The sequence below is a fragment of the Nonomuraea sp. NPDC050733 genome (genome assembly GCF_040654215.1).
Lineage (GTDB): Bacteria > Actinomycetota > Actinomycetes > Streptosporangiales > Streptosporangiaceae > Nonomuraea.
This window is the reverse complement of sequence record NZ_JBFAHO010000002.1, coordinates 546,842-572,762: the sequence shown is the minus strand read 5'-3', so window position 1 is coordinate 572,762 and position 25,921 is coordinate 546,842. Positions and strand designations below refer to the sequence as shown.

Annotated in this window: 28 protein-coding genes, 1 tRNA gene, 1 pseudogene and 1 riboswitch; of the genes and pseudogenes, 16 read left to right on the top strand and 14 right to left on the bottom strand. The window is 72.4% G+C overall.

Annotated features, from left to right (window positions below; translation table 11 throughout):
• The first annotated feature begins 61 nt into the window (after positions 1–61).
• Together AB0H64_RS06180 and AB0H64_RS06175 are read left to right on the top strand one after the other, a co-directional pair.
• Positions 62–646: a TetR/AcrR family transcriptional regulator gene (locus tag AB0H64_RS06180; protein WP_357620636.1), complete on the top strand. Its 585-nt coding sequence runs from the start codon at positions 62–64 to the stop codon at positions 644–646.
• Positions 647–709: 63 nt separating this feature from the next.
• On the top strand, positions 710–1,348 hold the full coding sequence (locus tag AB0H64_RS06175) for a class II aldolase/adducin family protein (protein ID WP_357620634.1): 639 nt from the start codon (positions 710–712) through the stop codon (positions 1,346–1,348).
• A 57-nt stretch (positions 1,349–1,405) separates the two neighbouring features.
• Here the strand turns inward: AB0H64_RS06175 and AB0H64_RS06170 are convergent, their stop codons facing one another.
• Positions 1,406–2,986 (bottom strand): DUF885 domain-containing protein, encoded by a 1,581-nt coding sequence (locus AB0H64_RS06170; protein ID WP_357620632.1) that lies wholly within the window; start codon positions 2,984–2,986, stop codon positions 1,406–1,408.
• Between the two features lie 22 nt (positions 2,987–3,008).
• Between AB0H64_RS06170 and AB0H64_RS06165 the strand changes: the two genes are divergently transcribed.
• The 5 genes from AB0H64_RS06165 (at position 3,009) to AB0H64_RS06145 (ending at position 6,729) form a co-directional block, all read left to right on the top strand.
• A complete protein-coding gene (locus AB0H64_RS06165; protein ID WP_357620629.1) occupies positions 3,009–4,214 on the top strand; it encodes a DUF4032 domain-containing protein in 1,206 nt (401 codons plus the stop codon).
• Positions 4,215–4,450: 236 nt separating this feature from the next.
• A complete protein-coding gene (locus AB0H64_RS06160) occupies positions 4,451–4,828 on the top strand; it encodes a roadblock/LC7 domain-containing protein (RefSeq protein ID WP_357620627.1) in 378 nt (125 codons plus the stop codon).
• A 3-nt stretch (positions 4,829–4,831) separates the two neighbouring features.
• A complete protein-coding gene (locus AB0H64_RS06155; RefSeq protein ID WP_357620625.1) occupies positions 4,832–5,890 on the top strand; it encodes a hypothetical protein in 1,059 nt (352 codons plus the stop codon).
• Positions 5,887–6,318, top strand: coding sequence for a roadblock/LC7 domain-containing protein (locus AB0H64_RS06150; RefSeq protein WP_357620623.1), 432 nt, complete (start codon positions 5,887–5,889; stop codon positions 6,316–6,318). Before AB0H64_RS06155 ends, AB0H64_RS06150 begins: the two co-directional genes overlap by 4 nt.
• A gap of 39 nt (positions 6,319–6,357) precedes the next feature.
• Entirely contained in the window at positions 6,358–6,729 is a 372-nt protein-coding gene (locus tag AB0H64_RS06145; RefSeq protein ID WP_357620621.1) for a hypothetical protein, read from the top strand.
• Between the two features lie 19 nt (positions 6,730–6,748).
• Here AB0H64_RS06145 and AB0H64_RS06140 read toward each other — a convergent pair whose 3' ends face one another.
• The 4 genes from AB0H64_RS06140 to AB0H64_RS06125 form a co-directional block, all read right to left on the bottom strand.
• Positions 6,749–7,588 carry an alpha/beta hydrolase gene (locus AB0H64_RS06140; protein WP_357620815.1) on the bottom strand — a complete coding sequence of 280 codons (840 nt, stop codon included), beginning with the start codon at positions 7,586–7,588 and terminating at the stop codon, positions 6,749–6,751.
• A gap of 358 nt (positions 7,589–7,946) precedes the next feature.
• Positions 7,947–8,762 (bottom strand): hypothetical protein, encoded by an 816-nt coding sequence (locus AB0H64_RS06135; RefSeq protein WP_357620619.1) that lies wholly within the window; start codon positions 8,760–8,762, stop codon positions 7,947–7,949.
• Positions 8,763–8,949: 187 nt separating this feature from the next.
• Positions 8,950–9,087: riboswitch (cyclic di-AMP (ydaO/yuaA leader) on the bottom strand.
• A 184-nt stretch (positions 9,088–9,271) separates the two neighbouring features.
• Positions 9,272–9,472: a DUF5302 domain-containing protein gene (locus tag AB0H64_RS06130; RefSeq protein ID WP_357620617.1), complete on the bottom strand. Its 201-nt coding sequence runs from the start codon at positions 9,470–9,472 to the stop codon at positions 9,272–9,274.
• A 73-nt stretch (positions 9,473–9,545) separates the two neighbouring features.
• The gene (locus AB0H64_RS06125) at positions 9,546–10,406 is read right to left on the bottom strand and encodes an aldo/keto reductase (protein WP_357620615.1); all 861 of its coding nucleotides are present in this window, start codon (positions 10,404–10,406) and stop codon (positions 9,546–9,548) included.
• A 277-nt stretch (positions 10,407–10,683) separates the two neighbouring features.
• On the opposite strand from AB0H64_RS06125, the gene AB0H64_RS06120 reads away from it, so the two are divergent.
• Positions 10,684–11,112, top strand: a complete 429-nt coding sequence (locus tag AB0H64_RS06120) for a DUF1232 domain-containing protein (protein ID WP_357620613.1) — start codon at positions 10,684–10,686, stop codon at positions 11,110–11,112.
• Positions 11,113–11,218: 106 nt separating this feature from the next.
• Here the strand turns inward: AB0H64_RS06120 and AB0H64_RS06115 are convergent, their stop codons facing one another.
• Both AB0H64_RS06115 and AB0H64_RS06110 read right to left on the bottom strand, forming a co-directional pair.
• A complete protein-coding gene (locus AB0H64_RS06115) occupies positions 11,219–11,596 on the bottom strand; it encodes a crosslink repair DNA glycosylase YcaQ family protein (RefSeq protein WP_357620611.1) in 378 nt (125 codons plus the stop codon).
• Between the two features lie 45 nt (positions 11,597–11,641).
• Positions 11,642–12,019: a VOC family protein gene (locus tag AB0H64_RS06110; protein ID WP_357620608.1), complete on the bottom strand. Its 378-nt coding sequence runs from the start codon at positions 12,017–12,019 to the stop codon at positions 11,642–11,644.
• A gap of 113 nt (positions 12,020–12,132) precedes the next feature.
• Between AB0H64_RS06110 and AB0H64_RS06105 the strand changes: the two genes are divergently transcribed.
• Both AB0H64_RS06105 and AB0H64_RS06100 read left to right on the top strand, forming a co-directional pair.
• Positions 12,133–13,923, top strand: coding sequence for an alpha/beta hydrolase (locus AB0H64_RS06105; RefSeq protein ID WP_357620606.1), 1,791 nt, complete (start codon positions 12,133–12,135; stop codon positions 13,921–13,923).
• Positions 13,924–13,927: 4 nt separating this feature from the next.
• The gene (locus tag AB0H64_RS06100) at positions 13,928–14,389 is read left to right on the top strand and encodes a hypothetical protein (RefSeq protein WP_357620604.1); all 462 of its coding nucleotides are present in this window, start codon (positions 13,928–13,930) and stop codon (positions 14,387–14,389) included.
• Positions 14,390–14,443: 54 nt separating this feature from the next.
• Here AB0H64_RS06100 and AB0H64_RS06095 read toward each other — a convergent pair.
• Positions 14,444–14,517 (bottom strand) — tRNA-Lys (locus AB0H64_RS06095).
• A 128-nt stretch (positions 14,518–14,645) separates the two neighbouring features.
• Between AB0H64_RS06095 and AB0H64_RS06090 the strand changes: the two genes are divergently transcribed.
• The 3 genes and pseudogenes from AB0H64_RS06090 to AB0H64_RS06080 form a co-directional block, all read left to right on the top strand.
• A complete protein-coding gene (locus AB0H64_RS06090) occupies positions 14,646–15,485 on the top strand; it encodes a MoxR family ATPase (protein WP_357620813.1) in 840 nt (279 codons plus the stop codon).
• Positions 15,478–16,854 (top strand): VWA domain-containing protein, encoded by a 1,377-nt coding sequence (locus AB0H64_RS06085; RefSeq protein WP_357620602.1) that lies wholly within the window; start codon positions 15,478–15,480, stop codon positions 16,852–16,854. The genes AB0H64_RS06090 and AB0H64_RS06085 overlap by 8 nt, the downstream gene beginning before the upstream one ends.
• 232 nt (positions 16,855–17,086) lie before the next feature.
• A pseudogene (locus AB0H64_RS06080) lies at positions 17,087–17,338 on the top strand (hypothetical protein); the annotation flags it as partial.
• 18 nt (positions 17,339–17,356) lie between these two features.
• On the opposite strand, the gene AB0H64_RS06075 reads toward AB0H64_RS06080, so the two are convergent.
• The gene (locus AB0H64_RS06075; RefSeq protein WP_357620600.1) at positions 17,357–18,121 is read right to left on the bottom strand and encodes a nuclease-related domain-containing protein; all 765 of its coding nucleotides are present in this window, start codon (positions 18,119–18,121) and stop codon (positions 17,357–17,359) included.
• Between the two features lie 183 nt (positions 18,122–18,304).
• Between AB0H64_RS06075 and AB0H64_RS06070 the strand changes: the two genes are divergently transcribed.
• Complete coding sequence (locus AB0H64_RS06070; protein ID WP_357620598.1) at positions 18,305–18,901, top strand: TetR/AcrR family transcriptional regulator; 597 nt, start codon at positions 18,305–18,307, stop codon at positions 18,899–18,901.
• Here the strand turns inward: AB0H64_RS06070 and AB0H64_RS06065 are convergent.
• The 3 genes from AB0H64_RS06065 to AB0H64_RS06055 are packed head-to-tail and all read right to left on the bottom strand — an operon-like array spanning position 18,866 to position 22,403.
• Positions 18,866–20,020 (bottom strand): acyl-CoA dehydrogenase family protein, encoded by a 1,155-nt coding sequence (locus AB0H64_RS06065; protein WP_357620595.1) that lies wholly within the window; start codon positions 20,018–20,020, stop codon positions 18,866–18,868. The two genes, AB0H64_RS06070 and AB0H64_RS06065, sit on opposite strands and share 36 nt — an antisense overlap.
• Positions 20,017–21,180, bottom strand: coding sequence for an acyl-CoA dehydrogenase family protein (locus tag AB0H64_RS06060; protein WP_357620593.1), 1,164 nt, complete (start codon positions 21,178–21,180; stop codon positions 20,017–20,019). The genes AB0H64_RS06065 and AB0H64_RS06060 overlap by 4 nt, the downstream gene beginning before the upstream one ends.
• A gap of 20 nt (positions 21,181–21,200) precedes the next feature.
• Positions 21,201–22,403 carry an acyl-CoA dehydrogenase family protein gene (locus AB0H64_RS06055; RefSeq protein WP_357620591.1) on the bottom strand — a complete coding sequence of 401 codons (1,203 nt, stop codon included), beginning with the start codon at positions 22,401–22,403 and terminating at the stop codon, positions 21,201–21,203.
• A 125-nt stretch (positions 22,404–22,528) separates the two neighbouring features.
• Between AB0H64_RS06055 and AB0H64_RS06050 the strand changes: the two genes are divergently transcribed.
• Complete coding sequence (locus tag AB0H64_RS06050; protein WP_357620589.1) at positions 22,529–23,104, top strand: GNAT family protein; 576 nt, start codon at positions 22,529–22,531, stop codon at positions 23,102–23,104.
• 76 nt (positions 23,105–23,180) lie between these two features.
• Here AB0H64_RS06050 and AB0H64_RS06045 read toward each other — a convergent pair whose 3' ends face one another.
• Entirely contained in the window at positions 23,181–23,759 is a 579-nt protein-coding gene (locus AB0H64_RS06045) for a TetR family transcriptional regulator C-terminal domain-containing protein (protein WP_357620587.1), read from the bottom strand.
• A 94-nt stretch (positions 23,760–23,853) separates the two neighbouring features.
• Here AB0H64_RS06045 and AB0H64_RS06040 point away from each other — a divergent pair, with 94 nt between their 5' ends.
• Positions 23,854–25,026, top strand: a complete 1,173-nt coding sequence (locus tag AB0H64_RS06040; protein WP_357620585.1) for an FAD-dependent monooxygenase — start codon at positions 23,854–23,856, stop codon at positions 25,024–25,026.
• On the opposite strand, the gene AB0H64_RS06035 is transcribed toward AB0H64_RS06040, so the two are convergent.
• Positions 24,929–25,813, bottom strand: a complete 885-nt coding sequence (locus AB0H64_RS06035; RefSeq protein ID WP_357620583.1) for a hypothetical protein — start codon at positions 25,811–25,813, stop codon at positions 24,929–24,931. The genes AB0H64_RS06040 and AB0H64_RS06035 overlap by 98 nt on opposite strands.
• Positions 25,814–25,921: the final 108 nt, after the last annotated feature.

Below are 25,921 nucleotides of genomic sequence, written 5' to 3'. Positions count from 1 at the left end.
GACGTCCGAATAAAAAGTCAATATGCTGGGAGCGGTACGGAGCACGAAGGGGGACGACGCCTTGCCGAAGATCGTTGACCACGACGAGCGCCGGCGCGAGCTGCTCTCCGCGGCCCGCCGGGTGATCGTCCGCGACGGCATCGACGCCGCCACCACCCGTGCCATCGCCAAGGAGGCGGGCTACTCCAACGGCGTGCTCGCCCACTACTTCACCGACAAGGACGAGATCCTGCTGTCGGCGCTGCGCCAGTCCCACCAGCGCATCCGCGACCGCATCACCGGCAAGGTGGACGGCGTCACGGGGCTCGCGGCGCTGCGCGAGGTGCTGCTGGACAACCTGCCGCTGGACGCCGAGCGCACCCAGGAGACGCGCCTGGAGGTCAGCTTCTGGAGCCGCAGCCTGGCCGCCGAGCGGCTGGCGGAGGTCCAGCGCGCCGAGGGCGGCGAGCTGCGCTCGGCCGTGCGGACCCTGCTCGCGCAGGCGCGGGAGGCGGGCGAGCTGACCACCGAGGACAACCTCGACGACGTCACGGAGCACCTGCTCGCCCTGGTGGACGGCCTGAGTCTGCACCTGCTCCTCTACCCCGGCCGCCTGACGCGGGTCGACCTCGAACGCCTCATGCTCACCCACCTCGACCGCCTCTGAACCCTCCGGCCCGTGCCCGCCGGGTCGTTGATGTATTTCGGACGACCGACTACATTGCCGCTCATGAGCCCCCGTGAGCAGCTGTGCGCGTACGGCAGACGCGCCGTCGAGCTGGGCCTGGTGATCGGCACCTCGGGCAACCTGAGCGTCCGCCAGGGAGATCTGGTCGCCGTCACCCCGTCGGGCGTGGCGCTGGACCGGCTCACTCCCGAGATGTGCCCGGTCGTGGACGTCGAGGGACACCTGGTGGAGGGCGACCTCCAGCCGTCGTCGGAGACCCCGATGCACCTGGCCGTCTACGCGAGCACGCAGGCCCAGGCGGTGGTCCACACGCACTCGGTGTTCGGCACGGTGGTGGCGACCACGATGACGGAGCTGCCGCCGATCCACTACAACACGCTGCTGCTCGGCGGCACGGTCCGCGTCGCCCCCTACGCCACGTACGGCACGCCCGAGCTGGCCGAGCACGTGCGTGAGGCGCTCGACGGCCGGCAGGCGGCGCTGATGGCCAACCACGGCGGGGTGACCATCGGCGCCACGCTGGAGCAGGCGTTCGAGGCGACGCGGCTGCTGGAGTGGCTGTGCGAGGTGTACGTGCGGGCGCTCGGGGTGGGACGGCCGGCCGTCCTCACGCCCGAGCAGCTCGACGCGGTGGTGGAGCGGGCGGTCAGCCCGCCCGAGTTCCCGCGCCGGCCCGCCTGAGGCCGGCGCCGGAACACGGCACGGGGCTACCGGGCACGGAGCTACCGGGCACGGAGCTCAGCTTCGTGAGGCTCCGGTGACGGCCTTCTCCGCCAGGCCGAGCGGCAGGCCGCCCGAGCCGGCGATCAGGTCGTGGAACACCTTCGGGGAGCCCTCGTACGACTGCCTGATGCGGTCGATCTCGATGGCGCCCGTCAGGTACGACGGCGCCTGGGTGGGCCAGGCGCAGTAGCGGCTGACCTCGCCCTGGGCCGTCCCCGGCGTGAGCGACGCCTTCGTGGACATGAACTCCTCGGCCTGCTCGATCGTCATGTCGTCGCAGTGCAGCGCGGTGTCCACGACCATCCGGGCGGCCCGGAAGATGCGGCAGTCCAGATGGGCCAGCTCGGTGGCGGGGGTGTCGAAGTAGCCCTCCTCGTGCAGGACCTTCTCCACGTACAGGGCCCAGCCCTCGGTGAAGTACGGCGTGCGGAACACCTTGCGCGCCGTCCGGGGGTTGCCGGCCATGTGCGACAGGTGCCAGTGGTGGCCCGGGTACGCCTCGTGGACGGCGATGGAGGGCATCTGGGCCCGCGAGTTCGTGCGCAGCCGCTGCCGCACCTGCTCCTCGGTGAAACCGTCCGGGGTGTACGGCACGAAGAACACGCCGGTGCGCGAGCTGGTCAGCGGCGGCGGCGCCAGGTAGTGGGCCACGGCCAGGATGGGCCGGGTGTACTCGGCCGACGGCAGGACCAGGCACTCCTCCCCCTCGGGGAAGGTGACCAGGTCGCGCTCGCGGACGAACTCCCGGGCGCGCAGCGTCTCGGCCTCGTACTCGGCGCGCATGTCCGCCAGCGTCGGCGGATGGTCGTCCATGAGCGACTCCATGGCGGCCCGCCAGTCGGTGGTGCCGTTGACGCCGCGCGCCACCTCGCGCATGCGCTCGTCGAGCGCCGCCCAGGCGGCCTTGCCCTTCTCGTGCAGCTCGGGCGCGCCGTACCCGAGCAGCTCGCGCTCGCGCAGCAGCGTGGAGTACAGGCTCTCGCCCATCCGCCACGTGCCGCCGCACTCGAAGCCCTCCAGGAACGTGACCAGCTCGTCGAAGGCGCGGCCGGCGGGCTTGGCGGCCTCGGCCAGCCGGGCCCGCGCGCCGGCGTCGCCGACCATGGCGGGCACGGTCTCGGTGAGGAACCTGCGGCCGGTCCGCGCCTGCCCGAGCGCCCGCTGCACCAGGAGGGGGGCGGCGAGGTCGGGGTCGAGGTTGGCCCGGCAGGCGGCCAGCACGCCGGGCACCTCGGCCAGCCGCGAGACGGCGGCGGCGACCAGCTCCGGCTCGGGCTTGAGCCGCTGCTGGAACGGGGTGTAGAGGGCGTTGAAGATCGGGCCGAGGTACGCGGCCGGGTCGCGGCGCCACTCCGGCCAGGCGGCGAGCGCCACCGAGCCTCTCAGCTGGGAGACGACGAGGTCTCTGTCGAGCTCGTCGTCCAGGGTCGGGGTCTCCGTCGCGGACAGCCGTTCCAGCCAGGCTTCTTCCTCGCGGGCGCGGGCGGTCCAGGCCTCGGCGGAGAAGTCGCCGAGTGTGTGGTCGTAGCCGTCGGCCCCCAGGTTGCTGGCGATGACCGGACGACCGGAAAAGTACCATTTGAGAAACTCGTCCACCGCCGCACAATATCCTGTAGAAATGCCCCTGCAGATCACCGGCGCGCTTGAGGATCCTGACCTCATCGGCCTTCCCTGGGACCGCCCGCTGGCCGAGTGGCCCCAGCACCACCTCGTCGACCTGCCCCGGGGCATCTCCCGGCACGTCGTGCGTTTCGCCCGGCTCTCCGGCAAGGTGTACGCGATCAAGGAGATCAGCGAGCGGTACGCGCGCCGCGAGTACCAGCTCCTGTGGGACCTGGCCCGGCTGGACGCCCCCTCGGTGGAGCCGGTCGCCTACGTCACCGGCCGGGACGAGGGCCTGGACGCGGCGCTGATCACCCGGCACCTCCAGTTCTCGCTCCCCTACCGGGCCGTCATGTCCGGCACGCTGCGGCCCGACACGCTGACCCGGCTGCTCGACGCGCTGGCCGTGCTGCTCGTACGGCTGCACCTCAACGGGTTCTACTGGGGCGACTGCTCGCTGTCCAACACGCTGTTCCGCCGGGACGCCGGGGCGTTCGCCGCGTACCTGGTGGACGCCGAGACCGGCGAGATGCACCCGATGATCAGCGAGGGGCAGCGGCTGGCCGACATCGACGTCGTCCACACCAACATCTTCGGCGAGATGCTCGACCTGGAGGCCGGCGGCCTGCTGCACCCGTCGGTGGACCCCATGGACACGGCCGAGGACATCGTCACCCGCTACCACCGGCTGTGGGAGGAGATCACCCAGGACGAGATCATCGAGGAGGTCGACTGGCACCGGGTGGAGCAGCGGATCCGGCGGCTGAACCTGCTCGGGTTCGACGTGGCCGAGATGATGGTGCGGCGCAAGGTCGGCACCGGCCGGCTCATCGTCCGGCCCAAGGTGGTCGATGCGGGCCACCACCAGCGGCGCCTGCTCCGCCTGACCGGCCTCGACGTGGAGGAGAACCAGGCGCGGCGGCTGCTCAACGACCTCGACGGCTTCCGCGTGGCCAAGGGGCTGCGGCACGAGGACGAGGCCATCGTGGCGCACCGGTGGCTGGCCGAGGTGTTCCAGCCGACGGTCGACGCGCTGCCGGCCGGCCTGCGGGCCAAGCTGGACCCGGCGCAGCTCTTCCACGAGGTCCTCGACCACCGGTGGTACCTGTCGGAGGCGGCGGGCGCGGACGTGGGGCTGGCGACCGCCGTGAAGTCGTACATCGAGAACGTCCTCGTCCACAAGCCGGACGAGGCGGCCGTCCTCCCGGACGAGCCCGCCTGAGCCGCCGGCCTGGGGCTCTTACCTGAGGCTCTGACCTGCGAAAAGGCGAAGAATATTCGCCTAAGTCATCCCCAATACGGATAACTCGGAGAAAGCTGCGCCGCGGAGGGGTTTTTCTCCTTCCACGCCGTATAGCTCTCGTACCGCTGCCGACCGGCTCCCCTGTGTGACACCGGCGCGCTCCTACGCTGTCCCAGTCTTCAAGTCGAGGCTTCAGGACGGCGAGGGGAGGATCCGTGCTCGGACTGGACGACTGCCTGACCGAGGTCATGGCCATACCGGGCGCGCTGGACGCCATGCTGCTGGACCAGACCAGCGGCATGGCGGTGGCGGCCAGCGGCGCGCCCCAGGGTGTCGACACCGAGCACTCCGCCGCCGCCCTGACCGAGACCCTCCGCGCCACCATGGAGGGCCTGGCGCGCTCCTGCCCCGGCGACACGGTCCGCATCGACGACATGCTCGTCACCACCGACCGCGGGCACCACCTGCTCAGGCTGATGGAAACCGTGTTCGAGGGGCCGCTGGTCATCTACGTCCGCCTCGACCTGGAGCGCTCGAACCTCGCGCTCGCGCGCCACCGCCTCCGGGACATCTCCGGCCGGCTGCTGGCGTGACCCATGGGGACCCTCGACACGCTGCTGGCGAGCCTCGCCAACGACCGTCCCACCGGCGCGCTGCGCGTCGGCCGGACCGGCACCGTCTTCCTCGACGAGGGCCGGATCACGTACATGGAGTGCGCCCAGACGCCCGGCGTCGAGCGGCTCCTGGCCGCGCGCGGCCGGATCCCCGAGGCCGCGCTGCGCCGCCTCCAGGCGGACGGCGGCTGCGAGCGGCTGCTCGCCGAGGGCCCGGTCACGCTCGGGGAGCTCCAGTACTGCGTGCTGGGCGCCGTCCTGGACGCCGCGTTCTTCCTGCTGCCGACCACGGGGACGCGGCCCAAGTTCCGGCCCGGCGAGCGGCACTGGCTGGGCGGCCGGTGGTACTTCGAGGTGTCCGGGCTCGTGCGGGAGTGCGCCCGCCGCCGGGCGCACCTGGCGCGGATCTGGCCGTCCGCCGACGTGGACACCGCTCCGGTACGGCTCGCGCCGTGGCTGCCGGGGCAGGGGGTGACGCTCAGCGCCGTCCAGTGGGAGGTCGTCACCCGCGCCGACGGCGAGGCCGCGCCGCTGGACCTGGCTCGGCGGCTGGGCCGCTCCGGGTACTCGGTGCTGCTGGCCGTACGACGGCTGGCGGCGGCCGGGCTGCTCGCGCCCGCCGACCCCGCCCCGCCCCCGCCCGTGGAGCCGTCGCCCGTACGGCCCGCATCTCCGCAGGCGCCCGTGCAACCGCAGTCGCCGCCCTCGCCCGCGGGGTCGGCGCCCGTGGCGGGCGGGGAGCACGACGCCCCGTTGCCCAGGCGGGCACGCGGCGGCCGGCGCTCCCGCCCCTCCCCCCAGACCCCGGATCCGGCGGATGCGCCGCCTCAGCCGCCGGATCCGGCCGGCCCTCTCACCGCCCCGCTCCCCGGGCCGTCAGGCATGCCGCTCGCGGCGCCGGCCGGTCCGCCGCCTCTCCTCCCGGACGCGGCCGGCGCGCAGCCGCACGCGGCCCGCCCCCTCGGCCCTCCCGTGACGGCGGACCCGAGGGATCTGGCCCTGCTCATGCGGCTGAAGAAGGCCCTGGAGGAGCTGGCATGAGGTTCCCCCCACTCACCGTCGTGAGACTGCCCTCGTTCAGAAGGAGGCCACCGGTGGAGCTGCACGACGAGGTGCTCAAGGAGATGGTGCTCCTGCGGGAGCGCACCCCGGACGTCAGCGGCAGCGTCGCCTGCACGGTCGACGGACTGGCCGTCGCCTGCGACCCCGCCGTGGACAACGGCGAGCGGACGGCCGCGCTCACCGCCGCCCTGCTCGCCATGAGCAGGCGCATGCTCGCCATCGCCGGGAGGGGCGACCTGGAGGAGACGCTCATCTCGGGCACGGCCGGGTTCGCCGCGTTCTACGCCGCGGGCCCCACCATCGTCCTCACAGTCCTGGCCCAGCCCGGCACGAACCTCGGGCTGCTCCGGCTGGAGGGCCGCAAGACCGCGGCCGCCCTGGCCGCCATCGCGGCACGGACGCGATGACCGACCACCAGAGAAATCAGCAGAGAACGGAGAAGTGACATGGCCAGCATGGACGTCTCTCTCAAGGAGATGATGACGATCGACGGCTCCATCGGGGCGGCGGTCGTCGACCACGGCAGCGGCATGACGCTGGGCTCGCTCGGCGGCTCCAAGGAGCTGGACCTCCAGGTCGCGGGCGCCGGCAACACCGAGGTGGTCAAGGCCAAGCTCCGCACGATGGACTCGCTCGGGCTCAAGGACGCGATCGAGGACATCCTGATCACGCTCGGCTCGCAGTACCACATCATCCGGCCCATCAGCGGGCGCGGCGGCAAGGGCCTGTTCCTCTACCTGGCCCTGGACCGGGCCCGGGCCAACCTGGCGCTGGCCAGGCACCAGCTCCGCTCCATCGAGGAGAAGCTGGACGTCTAGCCCGGCGGTGCCGGCGAGGTCATCCGGCGGTCAGCTTGGTGATGGCGGCGACGAGGTCCGGCCAGAGCGGACGCGGCAGGTCGTGGCCCATGCCGGGGAAGGTCAGCAGCCTGGCCCCGGGAATGGCCTCGGCGGTGGCCCGGCCGCCTTCGAGGGGGACGAGCTGGTCGGCCTCGCCGTGGACCACGAGCGCCGGCACGTCGAGCCGGCGCAGCCGTTCGGTGCGGTCGCCGGAGGCCATGATGGCCGCGAGCTGGCGCGCGGTGCCCGGCGGGTCGAAGCAGCGGTCGAACGCGCGGGCGGCCACGTCCGCGATGCGCGCGCGGTCCGGCTCGAAGCCGGGTGAGCCGATCACCGCCCAGGCGTCCTGGGCCCGCGCGATCACCTCCTCGCGCCCGGCGGGCGGCGTGGCCAGCAGCACCGCGCTCGCCGCCGGCGTGGGAGGGGCGACCCGCGAGCCGGGCGTGGACATGATGGAGGTGAGCGTGAGCACCCGGCCGGGATGCCGGATGGCCAGCGTCTGGGCGATCATGCCGCCCATCGAGGCGCCCACCACGTGGGCGGCGCTCCAGCCGAGCGCGTCCATCAGCCCGGCGGCGTCGTCGGCCATGTCGTCCAGCAGGTACGGCGCCGGGCCTCCGAACACGGGCTGGCCGAGGTCGTGCAGGTGCGTCGACAGGCCCGCGTCGCGGTTGTCGAAGCGGACGACGTGGTGCCCCTGCTCGGCGAGGAGGCGGCACAGGTCGTCGTCCCAGTGGATGAGCTGGGCGCCGAGGCCCATGACGAGGAGGAGGGGACGGGCACCGGCCGTGCCGAAGCTCTCGTAGGCGATCTCGATGCCGTTGGCCTTCGCTCGCATGGTCACGAGAAACAGAATGACATTCGGATCGCGGGCCGGTAAAGCCTCCACGCCGATCCCTGTGCGCGGAGACCCTGTGTGCGGAGACTCTGTGCGCGGAGACCCTGTGCGCGGAGACCCTGTGCGTGGAGGGCCGTGTGCGCTGAGATGCGCGCACCCCGCCCCGGAACCGCCGGGGCGGCGGCGGTTCCGGAACGGGGTGGCGAGGTGGGGGCCTGGATGGAGAGGCAGGCAGGCCCCCAGGGGAGGCCGGACCGGACGGGGTGGCGTCCGGACCCGGCCGATGGTCGGGTGCCGGCCGGCGTGCCGCCCGGGGGAGGCGGCCGCAGGCCGAGGGGGTCAGCGCTGGACGAGGGGGTCAGCGCTGGACGAGCTTGCGCAGGCGGTCGCGGCCGAGGTACAGGCCGCCGCCGACCGCGGCCACGCCCACCAGGGCGAGGCTGGCCGAGGTGCTCAGACCCTCGTCGCCGGGGGTGGCGTCGCGGGCCTCGGTGCGGGTGGTGGCCTGGGAGGCGTTCACCACGCGGGCGTGGTCCTTGTCACGGGACGAGACGGAGGTGCCCTTGCCGGCGGATCCGGCGCCGGACTCCTCCGGAGCGGTGGACTTGTCCTCGGCCAGCACCGGCGGCTTGGCCGGGTTGTGGTCGACGCGACGCCAGGCGCCGGTGGAGAAGGCGACCGGGTGGTTCTTCTTGCCCACGCCGTTGCCCCACTTGGTGATGACGTAGCTCACCTTGATGTGGCCCTGGCCGCCGACGCCGTCCACACCGAGCGTGCTGGAGTTGAAGCGGCCGCCGGTGAGCTGGGCGAAGGTCTTGGCGTCGAGGTCGAGCATGACGCCGCTGCTGGAGGGCACGCCCGGGCCGCGGTCCCCGACGAAGAAGGGGGCCTTCTTGCCCTTGTACATGACGTAGCCCTCGGTCATGAGCGGCCAGCTGGGGCTGGCGGCCAGACCCTTCTGCATGGGCTTGCCACTGGCCGGCAGGCCGGTGTCGCCGGCGCGGCCGGAGGAGTCGTCCCAGAAGTAGGAGGCGGTGGTCGAGCCCTTGAGGAGAACCTGCTGGCCCTCGTCGGTGTCGGCGTGCGCCGCCGTGGTGCCGGCGCCGATGGTGAGCGCGCCGAGTACGGCCGCCGTGAAGAGGCTGAAGGAACGCATGCCAAGTCGTTCGGACATGTGTTGAAAAAGTCCTTTACGTGGGGTACAGAGGGGCGCGCTCAGAAGAGATGGGGACGCGTAGCCGGGCAGAACGCCGAACGGGCACTACGCGAGAGCGCGAGAGAAGGTCAGGGGGAAGGGGTGCCGCTCAGGAGGCGGCTGGTGACACTGTCCCGTCCGGGGGTACGCGGTAGCGCATGAAGTCTTGTCCTCTCCATCTCGCCTACCGGGTTAGCTGACGGGTTCGGACGTGGAGATGCCCTACCGGCCAAGGTGCGGCCGGATTCACCCCAGAGGTGGGTCCCCGGTTCCCGCGCGGCGCGGGATTCGGCGCCGGCCAGTCGCCGCTTCCTGACGAAGGGCTAGGTCACTGACCGGAATGCGCTTGACTCTAGCCAGCGAACCGGACAAAAGCAAAGGTAAGCCCATAAATCGGGCGAAGATCTACCTTGCAGGCAAAGAAAAAGAGGGGTACGGCATGCCGTACCCCTCCAGGAAACCAGGTCTCAGCCCGTGCTCCGGACGCCTCAGCCTCCGCTCTTGCGCCGGAAGGAACGCTTGCTGGCGGCCGGTCCGTGAGCGCCGTGAATCTTGGAAGCGTCGCCGCCCCTGCCACCAGCGCCCGAGTCGGCCTGCCGCGCACGCTTGCGCTCCAGCGCCTCACGGAACTTGCGCTTCAACTCGTCCTCGGGAGTTTCGCTGGCTTCCGGCTCCGGTGTTTCCGTCATGAGGACCTCCTGGTGTTGGGGACATTCAAAGCTTCGCACGCCCGAACCCGCCGCGCGAAACCGGCGGGCCGCCTCAGCCGCCGAGAGCGGCGAGCTCCTCGGAGGTGAGGACCAGGTCCGCCGCCGCCACAGAGTCGAGGATGCTCTCCGGCCGGCTCGCCCCGGGGATCGGGACCATGACCGGGCTGCGCGCCAGCTCCCAGGCCAGGCAGACCCGCTGCGGAGACACCCCGCGCTGCTCGGCCACCCTGGCGAACCCCTCGTACGCGCCGCCGAGCCGCCCCGCCGCGCTGATCCCGCCCAGCGGCGACCACGGCAGGAACGCCACGCCCAGCTCCTCGCACAGGTCCACCTCCGGCTCGCTGGAGCGGAACGCGGGCGAGTACTGGTTCTGCACGCTCGCCAGCCGGCCGCCGAGGATGTCGTAGGCGATCCTGATCTGGCGCGGGTTCGCGTTGGAGATGCCCGCCATCCGGATCTTGCCGGCGTCGAGCAGGTCGCGCAGCGCGCCGATCGTCTCCTCGTACGGCACGGCCGGGTCGGGCCGGTGGTGCTGGTAGAGGCCGATCGCCTCGACGCCCAGGGCCTTCAGGGACCGCTCACACGCCTCGACCAGGTACGACGGCCGGCCGTCCAGCCCCCATCCGCCCTCCGGGGGCCGCGTGTGGCCGCCCTTGGTGGCCACCAGCACCGCGTCGCTGTCACCGCCCCAGCTCGCGAGCGCCTTGGCGACCAGCCGCTCGTTGTGACCCACCTCGTCGGACGCGGGAGTGTAGGCGTCGGCCGTGTCGATCAGCGTCACGCCGGCGTCGAGCGCCGCGTGGATCGTCCGGACCGACTGGGCCTCGTCGGGCATGTGCCCGGCCACTGACATGGGCATCGCGCCGAGACCGATGGAGCTGACGGTGGTCTGTCCGAGTGGTCGCGTGTTCATGCGGACCATCCTCCCCCTGGGGTGACCGAAAGAGGAAGGCGACCCTACCGGTTTCGCCAGCCGGGGGTGACGCTTGTGGTGAGGCGGCGCGGGGTGCGGGTGTGTACGTACAGGGCGGACGCGTGGACCACCGGCGGACGGTCGCCGGGCGGGCGCGTGGACCCGGTGGACGTGGGCACGGGGCGGGCGTGCAGGGGGTCGCCGTACAGTGATGTGAGGTCGTACTGGCTGGAGGCCGGGCGGTGATCGCCGCGGCTCCGAAGAGGGCGGGGACGTCGTGAGTGGCTGGTTGATCGTGCCGGCGGTCACGGTCGTGTGCGTGATGGCCACGTGGGGTGTGCTCGTCCTGCTGGCGCGCCGCCTGCCGCCCGGGCTCGCGCGGGACCTCGCCGCGTTCATCCCCGACTGCCTGACCACCGTCCGCAGGCTCCGCCGCAACCCCGCGGTGCCGCGCCGGGCGAAGATTGCGATCATGGTCGCGGGTGTGTGGGTGGCCAGCCCGGTCGACCTGATCCCCGAGTTCCTGCCGGTCATCGGCCCGCTGGACGACATCGTGGTGGTCGCCCTGGCACTGCGGTACGCCGCCCGGCAGGTGCCCCGCGAGGTGCTGCTGGACGCCTGGCCGGGCGAGCCCCGGTTGCTCCTCCGCCTCCTCGGCCAGAAGCCGCCACCAAGCACACGCGGGCATGTCGAGCCTGGTCAGTGATGTCTTCGCCGGCTTCGGGCGGGTCTTTCAATCCGAGACGTGCCCGGTCGCGTACGGTCAGCAGTGATCCGGTGGCCGGCGGAGACCGCGCCCAGGCACCGCCGCATCACGGTGCCGGTATGACCTCCTCCACGTGGTGGCGACCTGGGGCGGTGAAGCGGATCTCGTGTGACGCTTCGGGGGCGAGAAAGTCCAGCAGGCTCCCGCCCTCGACGGTCAACGCCTCGCGGTCGGGAGCGGACAGCGACGCGAACAGGTGCACGGTCAGAGTCGCCGCGCCGCGTACGGTGGCGAACGTCCAGGTCGCCGCCGTGAAGCCGTCCAGGAGCACCAGACGGGGAACCGGGCCGTGCGGAGCGAGGTTCTGCCGGCGGAGGCCGTCGGTGACCACCCTGGAGCGGTCGTGGTGTGACAGCAGCAGGTTGTCGAAGTCGTACAGGAACCGGGCGGACGCGGACCGCCTCAGACCAACTCGGACCGCCACGGACCGCCTCAGACCTCTACGGACCGCCACGGCCGTGAAGCCTGCTCAACCGTCCAGTCTTCGGCGCAGGAGGCAGAACTCGTTGCCCTCCGGGTCGGCCAGCACGTGCCACGACTCCTCGCCGGTCTGCCCCACGTCCGCCGGCCGGGCCCCCGCCGCGAGCAGCCTCTCCAACTCGGCGGCCTGGTCGCGATCGGTCGGGTTCACGTCGATGTGCAGCGGGAGCTTCCCTGGCCTCGGGTCGTCGGACGGGCTGAACACGAGGGTCGGCTGCAGCCCCCCGAACCCACCCTTCTCCGGCCCGATCTCCACGCTCCCCTCCTCCCGGCCTATCACCACGAACCCAAGCACCTCACACCAGAACGCCGCCAGCCGCTCGGGGTCGTGACAATCCAGCACCAACTCACTGATACGACAAGCCATGAACACGGCAGTACCCCGCCCCCACCGGAGATTCACACCGCATGCCCCGATACCCGGAGGAGTCGCCGATCGGCTGAGGGCCCCGGGGCTGCCCTGGCATTCTTGGCCGCGTCATGGCGGATCACAGCGCGGCGGCTCTCGTGGCGTACGAGCGGGCGGCGGCGGCACTCGCCGCGTACGGGCGGGCGGCGGCACTCGCGGCGGGCCATCATGCCGACCTCGACCCGGCGGCCCGGCTCGCGCACGCCCACGCCTGGGTCGGCGGCGGCGCCCCCGCCTTCGCGGAGGACCTGGCCCGCCACCGGGCCCGCCTCCAGTCCTCGCTCGCGGACGCGCTGCACGCGCTCGCCCTCCTCGTCGTACGGCACGGCGGACCGGCCCCGGCCGTTCCCGCGCTGACCACGTCCGTCACGGCCCTGACGCCCGCCCCGGGCCGCTTCCAGGGCATCGAGCAGAACACCATGACCGCCCTGGTGGCGTCCCTGGGCCATGCCGCACAGACGCTGCCGGTCGCCGGGGCGCGCCTCGCCGCCGAGCTGTCCGCCCACGGCCTGCCCGCCGAGCCCGGTCACGAGCTCCGCCGCATCGCCACCTGGACCGCCGCCCACGGCGACGACCTGCGGCGCCGCCTGAACCTGATCCGTGAGACAGTGCCCGGCCCGTCGCTGCCGGCGGGGCTCGCGGCGTACGGCCTGTTCGGCGGCCACGCCCCCGACCCGGGCGGCGCGGAGCGCCTGCTGGCGCGCATCGCGGCGGGCGACGAGCACGCGGTGACGCGGCTGCTGACCGTCCAGGAGAGCGGGGCCGACGCGGGCCTGGCGGCGCGGGTCGCCGCATGGTGGCACACGCTGCCGCCCGAGGCGCGGGAACGCCTGGTGACGCTCCCGTGGTCCGGGCTGCTGAACGGCCTGCCCGCCACGGTCCGGGACCGGGCCAACCGCCGCGGGCTGGCCGAGGAGCGGACCCGGCTGGAGCGGGAGCTGGAGACGGCCACGGCCGACCTCGGCCGCCTCGCGGACCCGGGCCTGCTGGGCGGCTGGGAACGCATCGCCGCCCGGCTGCGGCGCATGGACCTCATCGAGTCGGAGCTCCGCCCGGTGGCGGGGCATCCGGCGCCGCTGCTGCTGGCGTTCGACGTGACGGGCCAGGGGCGGCTCGTCGTCTCCTGGGGGGATCCGGACACGGCGGACATCACCGTCACGTCTGTGTCGGGGCTCACGTCGGGGCTGGACGCCGCGCGGGGAGATCTGGAGCGGTCCCGGGCGCTGTGGCAGCAGGCGCGCGCGACCAGCGGAGAACGTTCGATAGCGTCGATCACCTGGCTCGGCTATGACGCCCCGCAGATCGACCCGGGCCTGTTCGATTTCACCAGGTCCGTCGCCGCCGACAACGCGGCAGCCAGGGGCGGCAGGGCGCTCGCTGCGTTCGCCGACGGCCTGCACGCCGCGCACGCGCCCTCGGGGACGGCACGCAGCGTCGTCATCGGGCACAGCTACGGCTCGCTCACCACGGGCCACGCCGCCGCCCTGCGCCCGGGCAGGCTCGCGGACGACCTCATCCTCATCGGCAGCCCGGGGACCGGCGTCGACCACGCCTCGCGGCTCGGCGTCGACCCGGCGCACGTGTGGGTGGGCGAGGCCGGCAACGACCCGGTGGCGGCACTGGGCAGGTTCGGCAGGGACCCGGGGGACGAGTCGTTCGGGGCGAGGCGTTTTCCGGTGGGACGAGAGCTGTTCACGGAGGCGCACAGCAGCTACTGGAAGCCTCATTCGCCTTCACTGCAGAACATCGGGCACATCATCAACGGTGAGTACGGCAAGTTCGCCGTTCCTCTGCCTCTTGATCAGCGCCCTCAGCTGCTCATGCCTCAGTTCGGGACTGACCCGCCTCCCACGAAGGGATGACGCTGTGCTGCGCCTCCTCGCCGCCTCTGTTCTCCTCGTCTCCGGATGTTCGGCGAATGGAGTGACCATCAATCAGACTCAGGCGCTCACCCGGGTCGAGCAGCTCATCCGTGACACGGCCAACGGGCTCACCCCTCGGCCGGAGTTGGAGCAGCTTCCCATGTTCACCGCGCCCACCGCCTGCCTGGATGAGGACAAGTCACAGGACCAGATCACTGTCAGCCGCGCCTACTGGCTTCGTGGTGTTCCCAAGAGCGAAAACGTGGCGATCTCACGGCAGGTCCGCGCCTACTGGGAGGCCCACGGTCATCGCATCACCTCGATCGGCGGCACCGGCAATCCAGGAGTGACCGGAGAGTCCAGGCCCGACGGTTTCACCATGACGCTCACCTGGGTTGAAGGAGACAGTCTCTACCTTGGAGCGGCCTCTCCCTGTGTTTGGCCGGACGGGACCCCGTCTCCCTGACCGCAACACGAAGACCCCAGGTCGCCGGAGCGGCCTGGGGTCTTCGTGTTGCGGTGCGCCGCCAGGGACTCGAACCCCGGACCCGCTGATTAAGAGTCAGCTGCTCTAACCAACTGAGCTAGCGGCGCGTTGCTGAGAGGAATATACCGGCACTCGGCATCCTGGTCGAATCGGCCGGAGTCCGGCATCAGATGGACCGGGAGCGCCGGACCCAAGCAGACTAGAATAAGGTTCGGCTGTGACGACAGGAGCCTTCATGTTCGACTCCCCCGCCCAGGTCGGTGAGCGGCTCGCCGCCGCGGGATACCTCTCCGACGACGCCATCTCCACCTCCGTCTTCCTGGCCGCCGCGCTCGGCAGGCCGTTGCTGGTCGAGGGGCCCGCCGGGGTGGGCAAGACGCAGCTGGCCAAGGCCGTGGCGCGGGCGAGCGGGTCCGAGCTGATACGGCTCCAGTGTTACGAGGGGCTGGACGAGGCGCGGGCCCTGTACGAGTGGAACTACAAGAAGCAACTGCTCCGCATCCAGGCCACCAGCACCGACGAGGACATCTTCGGCGAGGAGTTCCTGCTCGAACGGCCGCTGCTGAAGGCCGTCCGGGCCGGCGTGCCGACCGTGCTGCTGGTGGACGAGACCGACAAGGCGGATGTCGAGGTCGAAGGACTGCTGCTGGAGCTGCTGTCGGATTACCAGGTGACGATCCCCGAGCTGGGAACCATCTCGGCGGTCCGCAGGCCGTACGTGGTGCTGACCTCCAACGCCACCCGCGAGCTGTCCGAGGCGCTCAAGCGCCGCTGCCTGTACCTGTACATCGGCTACCCGACGCCCGAGCGGGAGCGGGACATCGTGCTCGCGCAGGTTCCGACGATCCGCGCCGACCTGGCGGAGCAGCTCGCCCGTACGGTGGCGACGCTGCGGGGGCTGGAGCTGAAGAAGGCGCCGTCCGTGGCGGAGACCGTGGACTGGGCCAACACGCTGCTCGCTCTGGGACGCGAGGAGCTGGACGAGGCGACCGTCGCCGGGACGCTGGGCGTGGTGCTCAAGCACGCCTCCGACCACCGGCGGGTGTTGAAGGAACTGGGCCTGTCCGGTGGGTGAGTCGCTGGTCGGCAGGCATGTCGGGTTCGTGCGGGCACTGCGGGAGGCGGGACTGCCCGTGTCTGTGGCCGAGGGGCTGGACGCGGTACAGGCCCTGCGGGTGATCGACCTGGCCGAGCGCGAGTCGCTGCGCGCCGCCTACGCGGCGACGATGGTCAAGCGGCCCGCGCATCGGCCGGGGTTCGACGTGCTGTTCGACCTGTGGTTCCCGCCCGTCATGTCGGGACCAGTCATGGCAGGAGGGTCGGGTGACCTTCGCCCCAGGGAGCTGGAGGAGGCGTCGGTCGCCGAGTTGCGGGAGCGGCTGGCCGGGCTGGTGACCGGGGGCGGCGACGCGGAGTTGCGGGAGTTCGCCCGGTCCATGGTGGAGCGGTTCGGGCGGCAGCAGGCCGGGCCGGGTCGGCAGAACTGGTTCTCCTACAGCGTCATGCGGGCCCTGTCGCCCGAGACGCTGATGGCCGGGATCCTTCGCGAGGTCCTCGCGGGACGCGAGCGCGGCGGCCTGGCGGAGCGGACGGTCCGGCAGCAGGTGACGGCCGGGGTCCGGCGCTTCGAGGAGGCGGTGGCCGCCGACGTGCGCCGCCGCATCGCCGAGGACTCGGGCGTGGAGCGCATCGCGCGCTCGGCCGTGCGCCCGCCGCTCGACCAGGTCGACTTCCTGCGGGCGACCAGGGAGGACCTGGCCCTGCTGCGTCGCGAGGTGTATCCGCTGGCCAGGCGGCTGGCGACCCGGCTGGTGATCCGCCGGCGGCGGGGCAGGCGGGGCCGGCTCGACTTCCGCCGCACCGTGCGCGCGTCCCTGCAGAGCGGCGGCGTGCCGCTGACGCCCTCGTTCCGGCCGCCCCGCCCGCACCGGCCCGAGCTGGTCGTGCTGTGCGACGCCAGCGACTCGGTCTCGTCGTTCGCGCACTTCACGCTGCTGCTCACGTACGCGCTGAGAGAGCAGTTCGCCAAGGTACGGGCGTTCGGGTTCGTGGACACGGTGGACGAGATCACCCGGTTCTTCCAGCCCGGCACGGACGTGGTCGACGCCATGACCAGGCTGGCGAACGAGGCCGACATGGTGCGGTTCGGCCGTACCGACTACGGTTACGCCCTGGAGCGTTTCGCCGAGCGCCACGGCGACGCTGTCGGGCCGAGGACGTCACTGCTGATCCTCGGCGACGCCCGCTCCAACTACCAGCCGCCCGCCCTCGACACCCTCAGGGCCCTGGCCGGCCGGGCCCGCCACGCCTACTGGCTGAACCCCGAGCCGAAGGCGCAGTGGGACACCGGCGACTCCGTCGCGAGCGCGTACGCGGGCGTCGTGCCCATGTACGAGTGCCGCAACGTCTCCCAGCTCACAGCGTTCATCGAGAGCCTCGACTGACCCTGCGGCCACGTTAGCGTCCAGTAGCAGCGTGCCCGCCGAGGCCGGTCCCGCCGGGCGACGTCACCGCTGTCCCGTCGCCCGCCGTCGACGCTCCTGGAGGCAGCGCGTGACCGGCTTCGTTCCCGAGCCGCTGGAACTCACGCAGGAGACGTCCGCCCCGGCACAGCCTGCGCATCGGCCTGCACGGTGATCTCCACCACACCACCGCGGAGGAGTTTTCGAAGCCGTCACCGCCGCCCTGACCGGGCCCGGCGCGCCGCGCGAGCTGCGGATCGGCTGCGCCGGGCTGTGGCTGTGCGACTCCAGCGGCCTGTCCGCGCTGCTGGTGGCCCGCCGCCGGGCGGACCAGGCGGGGGCGCTGCTGCTCGTGGGCGACCGCGGCGCCGCGCTGGAGCGGCTGCTGGACGTGACCGGCACCCTCGCCCACCTCACCGGCGGGAGCGCCCCACGCCACGACGACCACCTCGAAGGCCGCGTCTGACCTGACTCCGGGGTACGGTCAGGAGCGCTGGAGCTCGCGGGCCGCCGTGCGGGTCAGCAGCTCGATCTGGTCGTCGTCCAGGACGACCTCCCGCGACGCCTTGATGCGGCGGGCCACCAGGCGGGGCTTGATCAGCGTGATGCCCTCCGCCGTGACACTGCCGCCGCGCGGCAGCGAGCCGGAGTGCGCGGCCAGCATGACCGTGATCGTGACCGGGACGCCGGTCTCGCGCGTCAGCATCTCGGCGAACGCGCCGGCGGTCTCGGCCAGCGGTTTCGCGACGTTGGTGCCGTACTTCTCGCCGAAGAAGAGCCTGCCGCCGTACGCGGCGATCTCCGTGTCGGGGCTCCACGACTCGTTGTCCACGATCCACAGCCCGCCGGGGCCGATCACGAGGTGGTCGATGGACGCCTGGCCGCGGATGGCACGGCCGTCGAGGACCTTGTAGCCGCGCCTGCGGAGCGAGCGCCGCAGCAGGCGGCCGGTGATGGCCTCGCCGCGCCGCTGGCCCCGCCAGACCGCCGTGGCCCGGAACGAGCTCCAGGCGAGCCACCAGTCGGCGGCGGCGACGACGCCGGCGAGCGCGAGGCCGTACAGGGGGACGAGGTCGAGGCCGAAGCGGATGGCGAGCCCGATGCCGGCCACGAAGCCGACGGCCGCCTTGACCATCCGGGACCGCTGGCGGCTCTTGGCCGCCTCACGCCAGAACTTCTCGTAGTACCACTGCGGCGACGAGCCGGCGTACTTCGCGTCCTGCTGCACGTAGATAGAGCCACCGGGCACGGCAAACTCCCCGAATGATGAGATGGAACCGAAACCAAACGGGATCTGCCACGCCGAAGATCCCTCGCCAAGTCAAGTAATACCCCACTCCAAGCAAGGGCACCCTAAGGTGACGGAAATAGCACCGGGAAGACCGCTCAACCGACCAGTCGGTATCCTGTCGGAGGTGACCAAGGGGGACACGTGAAGGAAGAACCGGTACGCGGCCGGCTGCTGGGCGCGGCGACGCGGTTGTTCGCCGAGAGGGGCTTCGAGGGCACCTCGGTGCAGGAGATCGTGCTGGCGGCGGGCGTCACCAAGGGCGCCATGTACCACTATTTCAGCTCCAAGGATGACCTGCTGCACGAGATCTACGCTCGCGTGCTGCGCATGCAGATGGACAGGCTCACCCGGATCGCCGACGGCTCGGGCACGGTCGCCGAGCGGCTGCACGCCGCCGCGGCCGACGTCGTCGAGACCACCACCGCCAACCTGGACGACTCCAAGATCTTCTTCCGGTCGATGCACCTGCTCGCGCCCGAGACGCAGAAGAGCGTGCGGGCCGAGCGCCGGCGCTACCACGAGCGATTCCGCGACCTCGTGGCCGAGGGGCAGCGCGAGGGCACCTTCAGCGACCACGTCCCGGCCGACCTGGTCGTCGACTACTTCTTCGGCTCGGTCCACCACCTGGGCACCTGGTACCACGCGGACGGGCCGCTGACCGGCGCCCAGGTGGGAAGGCACTTCGCCGACCTGCTGCTCACCTCACTCCGCGCCGGGGCCGGGCACACCGGCGAGTGAGGCGAGCGCCTCCCGGTGGTCGCCGGGGGTGCCGAGAGCGATCTCTCCGGCCTTGGCGCGCTTGAGGAAGAGATGCACGGGATGCTCCCAGGTCATCCCGATCCCGCCGTGGAGCTGGAGAGCCTCCTCGGCCGCGTGCACGGCCACGCCGCCGTTCCACGCCTGGGCCACGGCGACGGCCACCGGGTCGAGCCCGGCCCCGCCCGGCACTCCCTCGTCAGAAGCCGACACGGCGCCTCTGGCGGCGGCCCTGGCCCTGACCACGTCGAGCCACAGGTCCGCCAGCCGGTGCTTGACCGCCTGGAACGACCCCACCGGCCGGGCGAACTGACGGCGCTCCTTGACGTACGCGAGCGTGGTCTCCAGGCACCACTCGGCCACGCCGAGCTGCTCCGAGGCCAGCAGCCCCGCGCCGAACCGCAGCACCTCGGCCAGGTCCACCACGCCGAGCCGCGTGCCGGGCGCGCCGTCGAGGGTCACGGTCGCCACCGGGCGCGTCAGGTCCAGCGACGGCACCGCCTGGACGGCCGCGGCGTCGCGTTCGACGGCGTGGAGGGTCGCCGAGCCGTCCGCCGAGGCCCCGGGGACCGGGACGAGCAGGACGTCGGCCACGTCGGCCCCCGCCACGCTCCGCACGCTCCCCGACAGCCGCGCCTCGCCGCCGCTTCCGGGCTCTCCGGAGCGCACCGGGGAGCCGTGCCAGGGCCGGTACGGCGAGGCGGCGAACGGGACCGCCAGCGCGGCCGTCACCCGGCCCTCCGCGAGCCCCCGCAACAGCTCGACGCCCGCGGCCGTCTCACCGGCGCCCGTCCCCGTGGCGCGGACCAGCGCGTACGTGGCCAGGACCGAGCTGGTGAAGAACGGCACCGGCGCCACCCCGCGGCCCAGCTCCTCCAGCACCACGGCCGCCTCGCTCGCCGTGGCCCCGACGCCCCCGTGCGTCTCCGGGATCAGCAGCCCCGCCACGCCGATCTCGCCGGCGAGGGTCTTCCACAGGCCCGGGTCGTACGGCTCGGACTCGACGCGCGCCAGGACGGCGGCGGGCGGGCAGCGGTCCGCGAGCACGGCGCGGACGGCGGCCCGCAGCTCCTCCTCGACCTCCGAGTACAGCAGGGTCATCGCGGCAGGTCCTTCCAGGGGACGTCCTTGTCGACGCGGGGTTCGGCGGGCAGGCCGAGGACACGCTCGGCGATGATGTTCCGGAGGATCTCCGAGGTGCCGCCCTCGATGGAGTTGCCCTTGGCGCGCAGGTAGCGGTAGCCGGCGCCGCGGCCGTAGAAGTCGACGGTGTCGGAGCGGCGGAAGGTCCAGTCGTCGTAGCCGAGGTCGCGGCGGAGCTCCACGTCGAGACCCGACAGCGCCTGGTTGAGTCTGGCGAACGACAGTTTCATGCCCGACCCCTCGGGGCCGGGCTGGCCGGCGGCGAGCTGCTCGCGCAGCCGAGCGCCCGACAGGCGGGTGACCTCGGCCTCCACCCACAGGGCGAGCAGCCGCTGGTGCAGGTCGTGGGTGCGCAGCTCGGGGTGCTCGCTCCAGGTCTCCAGCACCGGGGCGAGCATGCCGCCGCCGCGCCGCACGCGCGCGCCGCCGATGGCGACGCGCTCGTTCATGAGCGTGGTCTGCGCGACGCGCCAGCCGTCACCGACCTGGCCGAGCCGCAGGTCGTCGGGGAGCCGCACACCGGTCAGGAAGACCTCGTTGAACTCCGCCTCGCCGGTGATCTGCCGCAGCGGCCGGACCTCGACGCCGGGGGCGTGCATGTCGCACACGAAGTACGTCAGGCCGCGGTGCTTGGGCACGCCCGGGTCGGTGCGGGCGACGAGGATCGCCCACCGGGCGTGGTGGGCGCCGGACGTCCACACCTTCTGCCCGTCCACGATCCACTCGTCGCCGTCCCGGACGGCCCGGGTGGCGAGCGTGGCGAGGTCGGACCCGGCGCCGGGCTCGCTGAAGAGCTGGCACCAGACCTCCTCACCGGTCCACAGCGGGCGCAGGAACCGCCGCTTCTGCTCCCCGGTGCCGAACGTCAGGATCGTGGGCGCCGCCATGCCGAGGCCGATGCCCTGGACGCCGGTGTCGATCTGCGGCGTGCCGGCGAGCCCCTCCTCCACGACCCGTTGCAGCTCGGGTGAGAGGCCGAGGCCGCCGAGCCCCTCCGGGTACCAGATCCAGGCCAGCCCGGCGTCGAACCTGGCGCGCAGGAACTCCAGCCGGTCGCCTCCGGGGTCGTGGCGGGCGAGGAAGTCCGCCACCAGCTCCCTGAGCCGCGCTTCGTCCACTCGGGGTCCTCCGATCGGTGTCACATGTACTTCTTGAGCTCGCGGTAGGCCAGGGACCGCTTGTGGACCTCGTCCGGGCCGTCGGCCAGGCGCAGGGAGCGGGCCCCGGCCCACAGGCCGGCCAGCGGGAAGTCCTGCGAGACGCCGCCCGCCCCGTGGACCTGGATGGCCTTGTCGAGGATCCACTCCACGGTCACCGGAGTCGCGATCTTGATGGCCTGGATCTCGGTGTGCGCGCCCTGGTTGCCGACGGTGTCCATGAGCCAGGCCGTCTTGAGGACGAGCAGCCGCAGCTGCTCGATGCGGACGCGGGACTCGGCGATCCAGTCCTGGACCACGCCCTGCTGGGCGACGGGCTTGCCGAACGTGGTCCGGCTCAGCGCGCGGCGGCACATCAGCTCGACGGCCCGCTCGGCCATGCCGATGAGCCGCATGCAGTGGTGGATGCGGCCCGGCCCGAGCCTGGCCTGGGCGATCGCGAAGCCGCCGCCCTGCTCGCCGATGAGATTGTCGACCGGGACGCGGACGTCCTCGAACACGATCTCGGCGTGGCCGCCGTGGTCGGCGTCGTCGTAGCCGAACACGCTCATGCCGCGCCTGATGTCCATGCCGGGCGTGTCACGCGGCACCAGCACCATGCTCTGCTGCCGGTGCGACGGGGCCTCCGGGTCGGTCTTGCCCATGACGATGAAGATCTTGCACTCGGGGTTCATGGCGCCCGAGATGAACCACTTGCGGCCGTTGATGACGTACTCGTCGCCGTCACGGACGATCGAGGTGGCGATGTTGGTGGCGTCGGAGGAGGCCACGTCGGGCTCCGTCATGGCGAACGCGGACCGGATCTCCCCGTCCAGCAGTGGCCGCAGCCACTCCTCGCGCTGCCAGTCGTCGCCGAACATGGACAGCACCTCCATGTTGCCCGTGTCCGGCGCGGCGCAGTTGGTGGCGACGGGAGCGAGGTGCGGGCTGCGGCCCATGATCTCCGCCAGCGGCGCGTACTGGAGGTTCGTCAGCCCGGCCCCGTCGGCGCCGGGCAGGAACAGGTTCCACAGGCCGCGCTTGCGCGCCTCGTCCTTGAGGTCGGCGAGCAGCGGCGGAGCGCTCCAGCCGCTGGTGGCGGCCTGCTCGGCGAAGGCGGCCTCGGCCGGGTGGACGCACTCGTCCATGAAGCGCAGCAGCCGCTCGCGCAACTCCTGGGTGACGCTGTCGTAGGCGAAGTCCATGCCGCCGAGCCTACCGACCGGCCGGTATGAGTGTCGACAGTCGTGTTCGTCGGAGACAGTGGTCTTCGCCAAAAGGCCCCATGTGGCCATAACCCGGTTTCCGGTCGCCTCCTAGGCTGGCCGCCATGACCGCCAAGCTTCCCTCTCCCGTGGTGCTCGAGAACGACGTCGTCCGACTCGAACCCCTCACCCTCTCCCACGTGCCCGACCTGTTCGCCGCAGGCGGGGACGACGCGGAGGTGTGGCGCTGGATGCCCGCGCGCCCCCGGACCGAGGAGGAGCTGAGGGAGGTGGCCGCCGGGCTGATAGCGGACGACAAGCACGTCCCGCTCGCGGTCGTCCCCCGCGAGAGCGGCCGGGCCGTGGGCTGGACCACCTACGCCGACGTGCCGGGCTTCGACGAGAGCGTGGAGATCGGCTGGACCTGGTACGGCAGGGCGGTCTGGCGCACGGCCGTGAACACGAACTGCAAGGTGCTGCTCATCGACCACGCCTTCGGCGAGCTGGGGTACAACCGCGTGCTGCTCAAGACGGACGTGCTGAACACGCGCTCGCAGAACGCGATCCGGCGGATCGGCGGCGTCCACGAGGGCACGCTGCGGCGTCACCGCAGGCGGCCGGACGGCACCTGGCGCGACACGGTCTTCTTCGGCATCCTCCAGGAGGAGTGGCCGCCCCACCGGGCCCGCCTCACCGCCTGACGAGCGCGCCTGACGAGCCCGTCCGACGAGCCCACCCGTCCGACCCGCCCGACGGGCCCGATCGGCCGGAACGGGCTCAGCCGGCTCCCAGCATGCCGGTCAGCAGCTCGCGCATCGCCGCCCGCACGTCGTCCCTGGACGGGCGCTCCCCCGCCCCGGCGATCGCGTCGAACATGACGCCCTCGGTGAACGCCACGAGCTGGTGCGCGTGCCGTACCGGATCCGGCGAGCCCAGGGCGGCCAGCAACGCCACGGCGGGGTCGCGGAAGCGGCGGCCGGCCCGGTCGTAGACGCGGCGCAGCTCGGGACGGCGGGTGGCCTCCAGGGCCAGCTCGTAGCGGGCCAGCGTGCGCCGGGCGTCGGAGAGCTGCACGTCCAGCGCCTCCACGAGCAGCTCCAGCAGGTCCTCGCGCGAGGGGCGCCGGTCGCGCGCCGGAAGCCCGGCTTCCAGGGCCGGGGCCAGGGCACGCTCCTCCAGCTCGACGAGGTGGGCCAGGGCGAGTTCGAGCAGCGCGGCGCGGGTGCGGGCGAGGTTGGAGGCCGAGCCGGGCGGCAGGCCGGCGGTCTCGTCCACGGCCCGATGGGTCAGGCCGCGCATTCCCCGCTCGGCCAGCAGCGTGATCGCCGCCTCCGCCACCGCCTCTGAACGCTTCACAGCACCCGATCCTACGGGCAGATCACTACCACTGTAGTTTCCCGTACTACAGCCGTAGTATCGTCAAACTACAGACGTAGTTAAGGAGGCGGAGATGCCGGCTGCTGTGGTGATCGGCGCGGGGATCGGCGGGCTTACCGCGGGGATCGCACTGCGACAGGCGGGGTGGGACGTGACCGTGCTGGAGCGGGCCGAGCGGTTGCAGCCGGTCGGCTCGGGCCTGGCCGTCGCGGCGAACGCGCTGCGGGCCCTCGACACCCTCGGACTCGGCGACCCGGTGCGCGCGCTGTCACGGGTCCAGGGAACGCTGGGCCTCCGCAGGCCGGACGGCCGGTGGCTGGCGCGCAGCACGGAGGAGCGCGTCAGGAAGGAGTTCAGCGACTCGGTCGTGGTGCTGCCGCGGGCGGCGCTCGTGGAGCTGCTGGCGGAGGCGCTGGGCGCGGACGCCCTCCACCTGGGCGTCCAGGTGACGGAGGTGGAGCCGGACACAGGGACCGTCCGCACGAGCGCGGGCGAGCGTGTGGGCGAGCTGGTCGTGGCCGCCGACGGCATCCGCTCGGCGACCCGTCGCGCCCTCTTCCCCTTCCATCCGGGCCCGGTGTACTCCGGGGTGACGGCCTGGCGCGGGCTGGTGCCGTGGACGGGCGGCCCGCTGCCCAGCACCGAGACGTGGGGCAGGGGCAGGCTGTTCGGCGCCCACCTCCTCGCGGGCGGCCTGGTCTACTTCTACGCGACCGACGTGTCCCCGGCCGGGGAGTCGGCCGGGGCATCGGGCGGCGACGAGCGGGAGGAGCTGCTGCGCAGGTTCGGCGGGTGGCACGAGCCGATCCCGTCGCTGCTGCGCGACGTCGCGGCGGAGCGGATTCTGCGCAACGACATTCACACGTTCGCCACGCCGCTGCCCGCCTTCCACCGGGGACGGGTGGCGCTGGTGGGCGACGCGGCCCACCCGATGACGCCGAACCTGGGGCAGGGCGCCTGCCAGGCGATCGAGGACGGGGTCGTGCTCGCGTACGCGGCGGGCGGCGACCTGGCCGCCTACTCGGCGGCCCGCGTGGAGCGGACGGCCACGCTCGTGCGGCGCTCGATGGCGGTGTGCCGGGCGACGAAGGTGCGCAACCCCGTCGCGGTGTCGCTGCGCGACGCGGGGATGGCCCTGGCGGCCCGGCTCACTTCCGATCGGATGCCGAGGTCAATGCGGGAGGTACTGGAATGGACTCCACCGCGGCGGGCCGCGAGTGGTCGGGGGCCAGGCGCCCCAGCGTGATCGTGCCGGCGATGGTCAGCGCGCCGGCCAGCAGCGCCGGGACGGCCGTGGACGGGCTGGCCGGCAGCGGCTCGCCCAGCAGGACGGCCCCGGCCAGCACCGAGGTGACCGGGTCGACGACCTGGACGCCCGCGTAGGCGATGCCGAAGTAGCCGATGGCGTACGAGCGCTGGAGCAGCACGACCGCGCAGACCAGCAGCACCGGCACGACCAGCGTGAACCAGTGCAGCAGCCGGCCCCAGTCGCCCTGCATGCCGCCGCCCACCACGCGCACGAACGTGGAGACGCTGGCCGTGACGACTCCCGCCCCCACCGACATCACCAGCGCCTTGCCGGGGCCGCGCAGCCGGCGGGAGACCAGCTCGGAGACGAGCGCGATCGCCGCGATCACGCCGATGAACGCGAGCGCGGCACCGTCACTCAGGTGCGGGACGACGTTGTGCGCGGGGACGAGCAGCATGAGCCACACCAGGCCGACGGCGACCGCGAGCGAGCCGAGGACCTCGGCGCGGTACGGCCGCCGCCCGTACATGAGCGCGGCCAGCGGCACGGCGAACACCAGCGTGGCCACACTGATGGGCTGCACCGCGACCAGCGGCGCGAAGCTGAGCGCGACGGCGTGCAGGCTCGCCCCCGTGAACCCGATGACACCGCCGATCCACCAGCGGGGGCGTCTCACCAGCTTGAGGGAGGCACCCGCCGCCACGGCCTCGTACTGTTGCAGGGCCGCCCCGAGCGCGTATCCCAGGGCACCGAGCAGGGCGATGAGGAGTCCGGCCCAGGTCATCGGCGCCCACGCAGGGGAAGGGGCGTGTGGAGGAGCATTGCTCCAGCTTAAGAGGGAAGCGGAGCACAGGAATCATCCTTTTGGACAACATTCGCCCGCCGAGTCCCC

Excerpts from the sequence above, each read along its gene's own strand:
- AB0H64_RS06175 (WP_357620634.1), top strand. The coding sequence starts at position 710 with ATGAGCCCCCGTGAGCAGCTGTGCGCGTACGGCAGACGCGCCGTCGAG.
- AB0H64_RS06165 (WP_357620629.1), top strand. The coding sequence starts at position 3,009 with ATGCCCCTGCAGATCACCGGCGCGCTTGAGGATCCTGACCTCATCGGC.
- AB0H64_RS06155 (WP_357620625.1), top strand. The coding sequence starts at position 4,832 with ATGGGGACCCTCGACACGCTGCTGGCGAGCCTCGCCAACGACCGTCCC.
- AB0H64_RS06150 (WP_357620623.1), top strand. The coding sequence starts at position 5,887 with ATGAGGTTCCCCCCACTCACCGTCGTGAGACTGCCCTCGTTCAGAAGG.
- AB0H64_RS06145 (WP_357620621.1), top strand. The coding sequence starts at position 6,358 with ATGGCCAGCATGGACGTCTCTCTCAAGGAGATGATGACGATCGACGGC.
- AB0H64_RS06140 (WP_357620815.1), bottom strand. The coding sequence starts at position 7,588 with ATGCGAGCGAAGGCCAACGGCATCGAGATCGCCTACGAGAGCTTCGGC.
- AB0H64_RS06135 (WP_357620619.1), bottom strand. The coding sequence starts at position 8,762 with ATGTCCGAACGACTTGGCATGCGTTCCTTCAGCCTCTTCACGGCGGCC.
- AB0H64_RS06130 (WP_357620617.1), bottom strand. The coding sequence starts at position 9,472 with ATGACGGAAACACCGGAGCCGGAAGCCAGCGAAACTCCCGAGGACGAG.
- AB0H64_RS06125 (WP_357620615.1), bottom strand. The coding sequence starts at position 10,406 with ATGAACACGCGACCACTCGGACAGACCACCGTCAGCTCCATCGGTCTC.
- AB0H64_RS06110 (WP_357620608.1), bottom strand. The coding sequence starts at position 12,019 with ATGGCTTGTCGTATCAGTGAGTTGGTGCTGGATTGTCACGACCCCGAG.
- AB0H64_RS06105 (WP_357620606.1), top strand. The coding sequence starts at position 12,133 with ATGGCGGATCACAGCGCGGCGGCTCTCGTGGCGTACGAGCGGGCGGCG.
- AB0H64_RS06090 (WP_357620813.1), top strand. The coding sequence starts at position 14,646 with ATGTTCGACTCCCCCGCCCAGGTCGGTGAGCGGCTCGCCGCCGCGGGA.
- AB0H64_RS06065 (WP_357620595.1), bottom strand. The coding sequence starts at position 20,020 with ATGACCCTGCTGTACTCGGAGGTCGAGGAGGAGCTGCGGGCCGCCGTC.
- AB0H64_RS06055 (WP_357620591.1), bottom strand. The coding sequence starts at position 22,403 with ATGGACTTCGCCTACGACAGCGTCACCCAGGAGTTGCGCGAGCGGCTG.
- AB0H64_RS06050 (WP_357620589.1), top strand. The coding sequence starts at position 22,529 with ATGACCGCCAAGCTTCCCTCTCCCGTGGTGCTCGAGAACGACGTCGTC.
- AB0H64_RS06040 (WP_357620585.1), top strand. The coding sequence starts at position 23,854 with ATGCCGGCTGCTGTGGTGATCGGCGCGGGGATCGGCGGGCTTACCGCG.
- AB0H64_RS06035 (WP_357620583.1), bottom strand. The coding sequence starts at position 25,813 with ATGACCTGGGCCGGACTCCTCATCGCCCTGCTCGGTGCCCTGGGATAC.